Below are 12827 nucleotides of genomic sequence, written 5' to 3' on the forward strand. Positions count from 1 at the left end.
TTCCCTGGGGTGGCGGCGCGTGGCGACGCTCCCTCCTGGCTCGACGAGTGAGCCGGCGCCGGTCTACCGGCGGCTCGTGAGCTCGCCGGGCAGGTGGCGCCGGACGAGCAGCTTGTCATGTACGTGCGAACCAGCGATCCGCCTCCTCTTGCCGTACCCGACTACCGCGACCCCTACGCCTTCGACGACTTCTCGGATCCGGGACCCAAGCGATACTGGCGGGGGATGACGTACGACGTCTACACGGGCAGGGGCTGGGCCAACAGCCGGACCGACGTAGTGGCCGCCCCCGGCGGTCGGCCCTTCGAGCAGCCGCAGGGCCCTCGAGAGCAAGTGGTGCAGGATTTCGAGATCCTGGCGCCCCGGGAGGAACTGCTCTACGCCGTGGCCGACCCAGTGGCACTGGACTCCGACCTGCGGCTGTACTGGCGGGGCGAGGACGATCTGGCCTTTCTCAAAGCTCCACTGGGGCGCTACAGCGTGGTGTCCGAGGTGCTCCAGGTGACCCAGGCGCAACTGAGGTCGGCCGGCACCAACTATCCGGCCTGGGTACGAGAGCGATACCTGACCCTGCCGGAGGTTCCCCAGCGGGTGGTGGACCTGGCGGCCGAGGTGGCGGGCGGAGCTGACAACCCCTATGACCGGCTGGTAGCTATCCAGAGCTACCTTAGGCTCAACTACGACTACGACCTCCAGGTGCCCCAGCCGGCCGAGGGCAAGGATGTGGTGGACTACTTCCTTTTCGAGAGCCGGCGCGGCTTCTGCGACTACTATGCCAGCGCCATGGTGGTGATGGCCCGACTAGCCGGGGTGCCAGCTCGGCTGGCCTCTGGCTACGCTACCGGTCGATATGACTACGCCTCCGACCGCTACGTCGTCACGGCAGGCCAGGCTCACTCCTGGCCGGAGGCCTACTTCCCCGGGTTGGGTTGGGTGGAGTTCGAGCCCACCGTGGTGCAGAGCCCGTTCTACCGGCCTATCGGGGCCGGGGCCAGCGAGTCGCCCCAGGTACCCGAGGGCACGCGGGCGGACACGGTGGGGCGGCGGCAGTGGTGGCCTCCGGCGCTGCTACTGCTGCTACTTGGTGCCAGCGGAGCTCTGGCTCTCGGGCTTCGCCACCGGCGACTGGAGACGGATCCGGTCCTGCGAGCCTATTGGGCCATGGAGGCAGCAGGCGCCAGGCTGGGCTTGGGGCTGGACGAGAGCCTTACTCCACGGGAGTATGCCCTGCGCCTGGAGCACTGTATGGGCGCCGCGCTTGAGGAACTGGGTGGCATGCGAGGCAATGGCCGGGAGGCGGCCCGGGCCGCTGCTGCCATGACCTCGGTGGCCGTGGCCTACGAGCAGAGGCGGTACGGCCCGCGGCACGCCTGGGGCCCTGGAGACGGGATAAGGGCCTGGCCGGCGGCCGATCGCTTCCTGCGAACCCTGGCGTTGAGACGATTACCCACAGTGTGGGCGCGACGCCTGGCGCGCCACCTACGCCGTGTCGGCATCCCCGGCACGGCGCCGGATGGTGCGTCTGGCCCCGCGGAGTTCGGCTCTAGCTGACCTCGGCCAGGAATGCCTCCACCTGGGCTGCCGTAGGCAAAGCCGGGATGCCTCCCTTCTTGGTCGCGGTCAACGCGCCCACTGCGTTGGCATAGCGCAGGATCTCCTCCAGATCCAGGGGCCCCAGGGTGGCCAGTTCGCCCATGTGCAGGATCCCCTTGATGGCGGCGGCGGTGAAGGCATCGCCGCAGCCGGTGGCATCCACTGTGCGGACGGGGTAGGAGGGCACGTGTCCGTCCGTACGGGGGGTGATGTAAAGAGACCCTTCCGCGCCCTGAGTTACCAGGCAGACCTTGGGACCCTTCGTGAGCAGCTCCCGAGCCCCTGCCACCGGGTCCGAGCAGCCGGAGAGGAGCTCGACTTCCTCTTCGTTCAGCTTGAGCAGGTCGCAGAGGGGCAGAGTGGCCAAGATGCGTTCGCGGGCGGCTTCCGGCGACCACAGAGCCGGCCGGTAATTGGGATCGAAGGAGATCAGGGCTCCGCCCTCGCGAGCCGCCTCCGCCGCGGCCAGCGTGGCTGAGCGGGAAGGATCGGCGATGAGGGAGATGGAGCCGAAGTGGAAGGCCTGAGTAGCCCGCAGGAACTCACGATCCAGTTCCTCCGGACGCAGAAGCATGTCCGCACTGGGGTGGCGGAAGAAGGTGAACTGTGGGCTGTCGGGAGTGGGGAGGGCCACGAACGCCAGAGCGGTCCGGGCCCGGCGGGAGAGGAGCATGTGGGTGGTGTCCACGCCCGAGGACCTCAGGCAGTCGCGCAGGTAGATGCCGAAGGGGTCGCTTCCCACCTTACCCAAGAAAGCGGTCTCTAGGCCCAGCCTGGCCGCGGCCACTGCCACGTTGGCAGGAGCGCCGCCGGGCGCCCAGGTGAAGGCGCGAGCCTGAGTCAAAGTGACGCCAGGCCGGTCCGCCAGGAAGTCTATGAGGGCTTCGCCCGTGGCAATCAAGTCAGGCACTGGGGACCTCCGCGGCACGGAAGGCCTCAGACGCCAGGCGCACGTCCTCGAGCACTTCGTAGTCGCGCATACCCACGGTCATGAGGTCGGTGGGCTTGAGGGTAGCGGCGGCATAGCGAAAGCTCGCCTCCGGGTCAAGCCTGCCGGCGCCCAGGGCCTTGATGGCCACGAACTGCTTAGGAATGGAGCGAATAGTATCCGCTGCCAGACGCTCATCTGGGCAGATGTGGGGCGACTGGAGGATGTGGCGGAGCGAAAGGACGTAGAAGTCGGCTCCATAGTCGCGCTCCTCCGCCAAGCGGACCACTTGGGGCATGTGAGTCCCGATGCCGGCGACGAAGCCTAGGCTGTGGATGAAAGCGACCAGTGACTGGAGCTCGTCCGGGCGTCCTTCGGTGTAGGCCTTGTCCGAGGTGGCCCCATGGACGTAGATGGCCATGGGGTGGTGGCGGGCAATCTGCTCGATGTTGGGCTCGACCTTTCCGTCGCGATAGCGATCCGGTGCCGTCTGAGCCAGCCAGTGAAGGACGGGCCGGTCGGGCTGAGACTCGGACCAAGCGCGGAAGTTGGCCAGCCAGCGGAACACGTTCTCGTCGCCCCGTCCGTGGAAGGCGTTGATGCCGGCGCCGACGGCGATGGTCATGGTCTCCAGCACCTTGGCGTCGGTGAAGTACTCTCTCAAGCGCCGGCCGGCATCTGGATCCTCCGGCCGATGGGCCATACCTGAGAAAGGGTTGCCGCCGAGGAGCATGCGACTCACCTGGCGGCCGGCGAACTCCACTCGCGGAAGGCTCAGCACGGCGGTGCCGGGCTCGGGACGGGGGCCCTCCATCACTTCCTCCTGCTCATCACGAGGTGGTCGGGGGCGCATGCAAGCAGGGTCGGGGCTGACGCTCCAGAGCGTCCCTGGAGCGGGTGCCGACGGTCTCTTTCGCTCCACAGCCGGGCGGAAGGTGCACCGGGCCCGACCGATCCCCCGGCATTGATGACAGCTGGCCGTGCTTCTTCCGCCCGTGCACCGCACTTGTAGCGCCATCCAGCGACGCGGTCAAGTCCCCCGAGGCCCGCAGGCGAGCAGGGTGGCGGCGGAGAGCGCTCAATCGAGGCGGGCGATGAGCGACAGCAGGGCTTCAGCGGCCTGGCGGAACAGCGCCTCCCCGCTGAACCCCTGGGTGGACCCCGCGAACACGAGGTGAGGCTCCAGAGACAGAAAGCAAGGTCGGCCCCTGTCTTTCAGTGCCTGGAGCAGACTGGGGACTTGTCCGTCTCCGCGGCCGGCGGGCACCACCTGGCCCGAGTCTAGCAGGGCGTCCTTGATGTGGGCATAGAGGACGTAGTCGCCTAGAAGCGGCCAAGCCCGGTCGAACGGACGGGCGACCCCTACCTGAACGAAGTTGGCGGGGTCGAAGACCGCCCTCAGGCTGGGCGAATCCACGTGGCGCAGGATGTCGGCGCAGCGCTCGGGGGTGTCCCCGTAGATCTCCTTCTCGTTTTCGTGTGCCAGGGTGACACCCGAGCCCTCGCAGAGGCGCACCAGTGCCTCCATCCGTCCGAGCACTTCTGGCCGCTGCCGTTCGTGTTCGCCTGGCTTGACATAGAACGAGAACACCCGCACCAGCTGAGTGTCGAGATGGTGGGCGATCTCCAATACGCGCCTCAGGTCCTCTAGGTGCGGCTCCAGCGGGGCGCCCACCGGCACTTTGCCGATGGGTGAGCCGATGGCAGAGACGGACATGCCGCGGTCCGCCAAGGCCCGCTTCACCCGGTTCACCTCTGTGTCGGTGAGGTCAACCACGTTCTTGCCCCAGACGCCCCGCAACTCCAGGTGCTGGATGCCCATACCTCTAAGGGCATCCAGCTGCTGGTCCAGGTCGGACGAGATCTCGTCCCCAAAGCCGCTTAGGGTGAACACTGTATCTCTCGTGTCCGGCATGGGTCCACCATCCTACGATAGGTCGTTGAGGCGGCGGTGTAGGCTTTCGAGCTTCTCTGCTGCCTGCTCCTCTCGCGTACGCTCGCGTTCCACCACGTGGGACGGAGCCCGACCAGTGAAGTTCGGGTTGCCCAGAAGGCCCCGGGCGTGCTCCAGTTCCTTCTCCGTCTCGGCGATCTCTCGGCGCAGTCGCTCCCGCTCGGCGGCCAGATCCACCATGCCCGCCAGGGGCAGGTACACGGTGACTTCGGGCGTGACCACGGTGGCCGACTGAGTCACGGGTTGCACCGCCTGGGCGATGGTCAGCGTCTGCTCGTCCACCCGGGCCAGAGCGGCAATGATCTGTGCCTGAGACCGCAGCAACTCAGTCTGATCCCCGGCGGCGATCACGGCTTGGATCTTCCTGCCCGGGTCCACCTTGTATTCGGCACGGACGTTGCGGATGGCGCGCACGATCTCCATTACCTTGCCGAATTGGACCTCGGCCTCGTCGTCGGCCGCCCCAGCCTCGGGCCAGGGAGCCACGATCAGGGCCTCACCCCGGTGAGGAAGGTACTGCCAGATGGCTTCGGTCACGAAGGGCATATACGGGTGGAGCAATCGCAGCGCTCTCTCCAGGACGTAGACGAGAAGATCGGCGACGGCCCGACGGCGCCGGTCATCCTCGCCGTAGAGGTCCGTCTTGGCGACCTCTATGTACCAGTCGCAGTAGTCTCCCCAAAGGAAATCCAGTATCTGCCTGCCGGCCTCGCCCAACTGCCAGGCTCGAAGCAGGCGGTCCACCGAGGCAGTGACGGATTCGAGTCGGCTGATGATCCACCGGTCAGCCAGGGCGAGACGATCCCGTTCTGGTGCGTCTGGAGGCTCCATTCCGGGAGGGAGGTTGGAGAGCACGAAGCGGGCGGCGTTCCAGATCTTGTTGGCGAAGTTGCGCCCTGCCTCGATCCGCTGGACGGACAGCTTGGTGTCGTTGCCGGGCGTGCTGGCGGTGACCAGGGCATAGCGCAGGGCGTCGGTGCCATATTCCTCTATGACCTCGAGAGGGTCCAGAGCGTTGCCGAGCGACTTTGAGTACTTGCGGCCCTGCTCATCGCGGACGAGTCCGTGGAGGTAGACGTAGGGGAAGGGTTCCTGGCCCGTCATGGCGATGCCCATCATGATCATCCGGGCCACCCAGAAGAAGATGATATCGTAGCCGGTCTCCAGAACGGTTGCGGGGTAGAAGTACCGATAGTCCTCGGTGTCCTCGGGCCAGCCGAGGGTGGAGAAGGGCCATAATCCCGAGGAGAACCAGGTATCCAGGACGTCAGGGTCCTGCTCGATGTCGGCGTTGCCGCACTTGGGGCAGGCTTCCGGGTCGTCAACGGCCACGGTGGTCTCTCCGCAGCCGCGGCAGTACCACACCGGGATGCGGTGCCCCCACCAGAGCTGGCGGGAGATGCACCAGTCGCGGATGTTCTCCATCCAGTTGAAGTAGATGCGCTCGAAGCGCTCGGGGATGATGCGCACCCGCCCCTCACGCACGGCGGCGATGGCCGGCTCGGCCAGAGGCTTGGTACGGACGAACCATTGCAGCGATATGCGGGGTTCGGCGGGGCTGTCACAGCGCTGGCAGCGACCGACAGAGTGTACGTGGTCCTCGACGCGAGAGATCAGGCCTTCTCGCTCCAGGTCGGCCACCACCGTCTCCCGGGCCTGGAAGCGGTCCATGCCAGCGTAGCGGCTGCCGGCGGCGGCAGACATCTTGCCTTCGGGCGTCATGACATCCACCACTGCCAGGCGGTGGCGCAAGCCGATCTCATAGTCGGTAGGATCGTGCGCCGGAGTCACCTTCACGGCGCCCGTCCCGAAGGCAGGGTCCACCGCCGCGTCGGCCACGATGGGCAGGCGGCGCTCGACCAGAGGAAGGATGGCAGTGGCGCCCACCAGCTCGGCGTAACGCTCGTCGTCTGGATGGACGGCCACTCCGGTGTCCCCTAGCATAGTCTCCGGCCGGGTGGTAGCCACCTCTATGTAGCCCGGACGGTCGGCCAGAGGATACCTGATGTACCAGAGCTTGCCTTGCTCCTCCTCGTGTATCACTTCCAGGTCCGACACGGCGGTGCCGCACCCGGGGCACCAGTTGACCATGTATTCACCCCGGTAGATCAGGCCGTCGTCGTAGAGGCGCTTGAAGGCCTCGCGCACGGCACGGGAGCACACTTCGTCCAGGGTGAACCGCTCCCGGGTCCAGTCGCAAGAAGCTCCCAGCCGCCGGTGCTGCAGGGTGATGCGGCTGCCGTACTGCTCCCGCCACTGCCAGACCCGCTCCTCGAAGCGTTCCCGGCCCAGGTCCCAGCGAGTGAGCCCCTCCTTAGCCAGCTCTCTCTCCACCACGGCGTGGGTGGCGATGCTGGCGTGGTCAGTGCCGGGCAGCCACAAGGTAGGATCGCCCATCATCCTATGCCAGCGGATCAGGATGTCTTCGATGGTAGCAGTGATGGCGTGACCGATGTGCAGGGCTCCAGTGATGTTGGGCGGCGGCATCGGGATCACGAACGGCCGGCGGCCAGGATCGATGCGGGGAAGGAAGTACCCCTGCGCTTCCCACCAGTCGTACAACGAGGTCTCGAACTCCTCTGGCTGCCAGGTCTTGGGCAGGTCCTCGACCTTCTCAAACGGCAACACGTCACCACCTCACGCTGGGATTGGTCCTGGCCTTGGGCCGAGGCCGTGGCCGACGCGGGCTTGAGCCCACCACGCAAAGGCCCCCTCGCCTCAAGGACGAGAGGGCCAGCCCTCACGTGGTACCACCTTGCTTCCGGATCGCCTGAGCGATGCGGCACTTGTGGCGCTGTAACAGGCGCTCCTGGAGGGGCTTACTGACCGGATTCAGCCCCTCGGCTCCCGAGCGACTTCCCCACCCGCAGCCCGGTGCGAGCTCCGCTTTCTATGCCGGAGGCGACTTGCAGCCGTGGTCGCCCCTCTCTGGTCGGCGTTGCGGCGGGTACTACTCTCGTTCCTCGCCTATGGAATGATATGACAATACAGTCTAGCACGCCGAGGCCCAACCGACAACACGGACAACCACCGCGGCTCAGAATTGGGGCATGGGATCTGGTGCGCGGGCGCGCTCACGAGAACCCTAGCGGCAGACCCGAGAAGCCGGCCGGCCGGGAGTGCGAGACGTCGACGATCGGTCCTTCTGGGAGCAGTCATCGCCTCGCGGGGCGCAGTGGGCCGCGAGACGCACGGCGCGCGTGGGCGCGCGCACTCCTCGGGGAAAGGCATGTTTGGGATATGGTTGAGACCTTCTCGCGCGGTCTTGGCCCATGTCTCTGCCTGAGCAGTCATCGCCTCCCGGGCGCAGTGGGCCGCGAGACGCACGGCGCGCGTGGGCGCGCGCACTCCTCGGGGAAGGGTGTGTGGACAGTTCATTTCGCCCGACCTCACACCCAAACAGGCATGGGTCAGGGTGAGGGCTAGATGCGAGGAGCCGCCCGTACGCCTTCGGTCTGCAGTCGGAAGAGATAGGTGACGTTGTCCTCATGGAGCTGCTGGGTCAGCCCATCCAGGTCCAGCCGCGATCCACCAAAGTCCTCGATGTCGGTCTGCAGCACCTCCTGGAGGCTGGCACCGTCGGCGATGGCATCGTGCACGTACTTGCGCACCTGGCGGACGTAGCGCATTCGGTACTCGATAGCGTCCCTGACCTCGCCCTTGAGGATGACGTCGCCATGTCCCTGAATTATGGTGTTGAGAGTCAGCGACCGTATGCGCTGCAGAGACCGCATGAGGATCTCTGGATCGCCACCGACGAAGTGAGGAACGGGAAGCATGGCGTCGCCGGCTACCAGGATCCTCTCCTCTTCGACATAGACACCGAAGGCATCCTGTGAGTGCCCTGGCAGAGGGATGAGCCTTAGAGTGAGGCCACCGTGGCGGACTACGACCTCGGCGGCGGCGGTGATGGTGGGAGGCCGGAGCCTGACCTCGCGAAGCTCGCCTATGCTCCTGGCTGCCTCGGCGAGGGCGGAGCGAAGCTCGCCCTCCATGGCCTGACGGACTCCGGTGTGGGCGATAACGTCCGACTCGGGGTAGAGATAGTTGCAGGCGACGTGGTCGAGGTGGCCGTGAGTGTTGATGAGGTAGGAGACGCGCTTACCGCCGCGCATGGCGAAAGAGCGCACTTCCTGGGCTTCACTAGGGAAGAGCAGGGAGTCCACGACGATGCTACCACGGTCTGTGAGTATTACGGTAGCGGTGACCTGAGCATAGGCGTCGCTCAGGAACACAAAGACCTGCTCGCCGACTCGCTCCTTCGGCAATGGCGCCTCCAAGAAGCCCTCTCCGGGGCCGAAACCGCGCTAGAATAGCAGGCACCGCTGCCAGCGTCAAGGGGCTGCATCAAATGGTATGCAGCGCTACTGAAAGGCCCTGTCGGCGAGGGCCGCCACCCCTCCGAGCCGTCGGCATCCCTCAGGGCCTGCCGGGAGATGGCGGGGCAAGAACGAGCGCCACGTGGCCCTCTAGCCTCGCTCCCTCTCTGCTGCCTGGTTTGGGGCTGGACCACAGGTATGAGTTCGGGTCCGAGCTGAGCGGGGCGCAGCTGCGGGTGCGCCCTGCCGTCAATGGGCGGGCGGGGACGAGGCGCAGCCCATCGCGGTGGGACAGTGAGCCTCCGATAGCTGACGGGGAAGCCTGCCCTGAACGCGGCGAAAGCGCCGGCCTGGCTTCTGAGCGCGCCTTTGCCCGGTGCGACGGCTGCCTGACGCCGCTCTGCCGCTATCGCCGCAACTTGACCCGACGGCGACGTCGCGTCTAGAGTCTACTGCCGCCTGTCGACCAAAAGTGGCGGCGACGGATCTTCGGATGGAAAGGGAGCTTCTTGGATGCCCGCAAGTGAGAAGCCATTCGGTGGGTTCACCGGTCGTGTCCTCCGTGTTGACCTGGGCGCGGGGCGGACCACGGTGGAGGAGCCGGACGAGATTCTGTACCGGCGCTATGGTGGAGGCGCCGGGCTGGCGACGTACTTCCTTCTGCGCGAGCTTCCGGTGGGAGTTGATCCGCTAGGACCGGAGAACGTCATGGTCTTCATGACGGGGGCCATGTCTGGCACGCCTCTTTGGGGCGCCAACCGCTTCGTGGTGGTAGCCAAGAGCCCACTGACGCTGGGCTTCGGACGCAGCGAGGCAGGAGGCTGGTGGGGGCCGGAACTGAAGGCAGCCGGCTTCGATGGCATAATCCTGACAGGGCGCTCTCCCCAGCCAGTCTACCTGTGGATCCACGACGGGGAGGCGGAGATCCGCCCCGCTGACGATCTCTGGGGCAGGGTGACGGGCGAGGTTCACGACACCATTCTGGAGCAGACGGGCGATCGGCGGACGCGGGTGCTCCAGTGCGGGCCGGCGGCGGAGAGAGGGGTCCGGTTCGCGGCTCTCACCAACGAGCTGCGCCACTGGAACGGGCGCTGCGGCATGGGGGCGGTGATGGCGGCCAAGAACCTGCGGGCCATCGCCGTCCGAGGCACCGGCAAGGTCGGCATGGTGAATGAGGAGCGGGCCCGAGGCATCCTGCGCTCACTACGAACCTCCTACAACCGCAACGAGTCCACCATGCACCTGCACGGCACCGCCCGAGGCGTGCCGGGGCTCAACGAGGACGGCATCCTGCCCACCCGCAACTTCCGGGACGGCTACTTCGACCAGGCCGACAACATCTCGGGCCAGACCATGAGCGACACCATCCTGGTGGGGAGGGGCACCTGCTACGCCTGTGCCGTGGCCTGCAAGCGCGAGGTCGAGGTCCCTGCCCTGGGGGTCAGCCCGAAGTACGGTGGTCCGGAATATGAGACCGTCGGATCGCTGGGTTCGCTCTGTGGCGTAGGTAGCCTGGCGCACATTGCCAAAGGCAACCAGTTGTGTGGCGAGTACGGCCTAGACACTATCTCCACCGGCGTCGCTATCGCCTTCGCCATGGAGTGCTACGAAAACGAGCTCCTGACCCAAGCCGACACTGGCGGACTGGACCTCAGGTTCGGCAATGCCGAGGCCATGCTAGAGATGATACACCGCATCGGGCGGCGCCAGGGCCTGGGCGACCTTCTGGCCGAGGGCGTCGGCCGGGCGGCGCTGCACATTCCTGGGTCTCAGCGCTACGCCATGCACGTCAAGAACCAGGAAGTGCCCATGCACGAGCCGCGGGGCAAGAAGGGGCTGGCGCTTTCCTATGCCCTGTCGCCCACGGGCGCCGATCACGTGGAGGCTCCTCACGACCCCTTCCTAGAGACGGTGGGCATGCGGGGGAGTGACCTCGAGCCGCTGGGCCTATACGAGCCACTGGACCGCATGGACTTCTCCTTCCGCAAGGTTCGGGCGTACTACCTTCTCCAGCTCTTGTGGGGCACTTACAACGTCATCGGCATGTGCAACTTCGCCGCCACACCTATCGGGCCCATCAAGCTACCGGACCTGGTAGATTACTATGGCGCCGTCACTGGTTGGGCTGTCAGCCTGTGGGAGTTGTTACGACTGGCCGAGCGGGCCTCGGCAATGTACCGGATGTTCAACGTGCGGGAAGGGTTCGGAGTGGAGGAAGACCGACTGCCTCAGCGCTTCTTCGAGCCCCTGGGGAACGGCAGCCTCAAAGGCGAGAGAATGGATGCAGTGGAATTCGAGGAGGCCAGGCGCCTGTTCTACCAGTTGGCGGGCTGGGACGAGCGGACGGGAGTGCCCACCCGAGCCAGGTTGCTGGAACTCGACCTGGAGTGGCTTCTGTAGCCGCCTTCAGATGGCAGGGGCGGAAGGCTGGCTGGCAGCGGCGATCATCCCGCGGGCGACGTGTGCTGGGAGGCGAGCATGAGAGAGGCAATCGAGGCGGCGCTGAAGTCGAGCCGGGCTGACTACACCGAGATCCGCCTGGAGGAGAAGGAGGCCAGTCGGGTCGCCTTCCGAGGTCCGGAGTTGGACACGGCCAGCATCGTGCTGGACAAGGGTGGGATCGTGCGCTGTCTCGTCTACGGCGGAGGATGGGGCATCGCCACCTTCAACGACCTGTCCGATCTGCGGCACCGGGTGGAGCAGGCCTACCAGGGCGCTCGCGCTATACAGGGCGAGCGGATAGAGCTGGCCCCTACCCCCGTAAGCGAGGACGCCATCATGGTACCGCTCGAGCGGGACTTCCGCGGCGTCTCCGTGACCGAGAAGCGCCAGTTGGCGGCCGCCTACAACGAGATCGCCCTCAGGCACGACCCCAGCATTGTGGACACCAGCACCGCCTACTGGGATAGCTTCAGTCGGGTGACGTACGCCAACTCCGAGGGGACCTGGATCGTGGAAGAGCGACCCATGGTCAACGTGTCAGTCAGCGTGGTGGCCCGGAGGGACGGCGACGTCCAGCGTGCCTTCGAGGGCGTGTCTCGGGTAGCGGGTTTCGAGGCCGTACAAGGCCATGAAGAGATGGCTAGGACAGTGGCGCAGAGGGCGGTGAACCTGCTGGCTGCGCCGAGGGTGAAGGGCGGCCGCTACACTGTGGTCTGCAACCCCAAGCTGGCTGGCGTGTTCGCCCACGAAGCCTTCGGGCACTTGTCCGAGGCCGACTTCGTATACGCCAACCCGCAGGCGCAGGAGATGATGGTGCTGGGGCGGCGCTTCGGGCAGGACATCCTCACCATCGTGGACGACGGCAGCCTGCCGGGCCTGCGCGGTTCCCACAAGTATGACGACGAAGGTACTCCCACCGGCCGCAGTGAGCTGATCAAGGACGGCATACTGGTGGGCCGGCTGCACTCGAGGGAAACGGCAGCCAAGATGGGAGAGAAGCCTACCGGGAACGCTCGAGCCACCGGCTACCGCTATCCCCCCATCGTGCGCATGACCAACACCTTTATTGAGGCCGGCGAGACCTCTTTCGAAGACATGATCGCCGACATCGAACTGGGCATCTACGCCTGCGACGCCTTCGGCGGCCAGACGGCTCTGGAGAGCTTCTCCTTCACCGCCGCGCATGCCTACATGATCCGCAAAGGCAGGGTGGAGGAGATGGTGCGCGACGTCGCTCTGGCGGGTAACCTCTTCCATACCCTGATGAGCATCGAAGCCATTGGGGACGACTTCGCGTGGGCCGACTTCGGCATGTGCGGTAAGGGCCAGGGGGGCCTCCCCGTGGCTCTGGGGTCGCCTCACATTCGCATCCGCGACGTGGCGATCGGCGGGGAGTGATGCGTGATACGTGACACATGAACATATCTGTGTCGTGGGCCATCGGCCATGCGTCACGTATCACGTATCACGGGCCGAGTGCCAGAATCTCTCGGTCACCGAAGTGCCACATTTGCCCGGTCAGTTATGCTAGTGACATCCAGGGCAGGAGGCAATAGCATGGCCAAAAGGGGACCCACGAGCGCAGGCGGCA

Annotated in this window: 8 protein-coding genes; 3 read left to right on the top strand and 5 right to left on the bottom strand. The window is 66.0% G+C overall.

Features of this window, described 5'->3' with window-relative positions:
- The first annotated feature begins 117 nt into the window (after positions 1-117).
- The gene (locus tag HPY83_18720) at positions 118-1551 is read left to right on the top strand and encodes a hypothetical protein (GenBank protein ID NPV09983.1); all 1434 of its coding nucleotides are present in this window, start codon (positions 118-120) and stop codon (positions 1549-1551) included.
- Here the strand turns inward: HPY83_18720 and HPY83_18725 are convergent.
- From HPY83_18725 to HPY83_18745, 5 genes are all read right to left on the bottom strand, one after another.
- The gene (locus HPY83_18725) at positions 1544-2503 is read right to left on the bottom strand and encodes a hypothetical protein (protein NPV09984.1); all 960 of its coding nucleotides are present in this window, start codon (positions 2501-2503) and stop codon (positions 1544-1546) included. The two genes, HPY83_18720 and HPY83_18725, sit on opposite strands and share 8 nt — an antisense overlap.
- Positions 2496-3335, bottom strand: coding sequence for a hypothetical protein (locus HPY83_18730; protein ID NPV09985.1), 840 nt, complete (start codon positions 3333-3335; stop codon positions 2496-2498). The genes HPY83_18725 and HPY83_18730 overlap by 8 nt, the downstream gene beginning before the upstream one ends.
- A gap of 264 nt (positions 3336-3599) precedes the next feature.
- The gene (locus HPY83_18735; protein ID NPV09986.1) at positions 3600-4436 is read right to left on the bottom strand and encodes a sugar phosphate isomerase/epimerase; all 837 of its coding nucleotides are present in this window, start codon (positions 4434-4436) and stop codon (positions 3600-3602) included.
- A gap of 12 nt (positions 4437-4448) precedes the next feature.
- A complete protein-coding gene (locus tag HPY83_18740) occupies positions 4449-7103 on the bottom strand; it encodes a valine--tRNA ligase (GenBank protein ID NPV09987.1) in 2655 nt (884 codons plus the stop codon).
- Between the two features lie 794 nt (positions 7104-7897).
- A complete protein-coding gene (locus HPY83_18745; protein ID NPV09988.1) occupies positions 7898-8743 on the bottom strand; it encodes an MBL fold metallo-hydrolase in 846 nt (281 codons plus the stop codon).
- A gap of 564 nt (positions 8744-9307) precedes the next feature.
- Here HPY83_18745 and HPY83_18750 point away from each other — a divergent pair.
- Positions 9308-11194, top strand: coding sequence for an aldehyde ferredoxin oxidoreductase family protein (locus HPY83_18750; protein ID NPV09989.1), 1887 nt, complete (start codon positions 9308-9310; stop codon positions 11192-11194).
- Between the two features lie 78 nt (positions 11195-11272).
- Complete coding sequence (locus HPY83_18755; GenBank protein NPV09990.1) at positions 11273-12634, top strand: TldD/PmbA family protein; 1362 nt, start codon at positions 11273-11275, stop codon at positions 12632-12634.
- Positions 12635-12827 lie beyond the last annotated feature (193 nt).

It is taken from the genome of Anaerolineae bacterium (assembly GCA_013178015.1).
GTDB lineage: Bacteria > Chloroflexota > Anaerolineae > DRVO01 > DRVO01 > Ch71.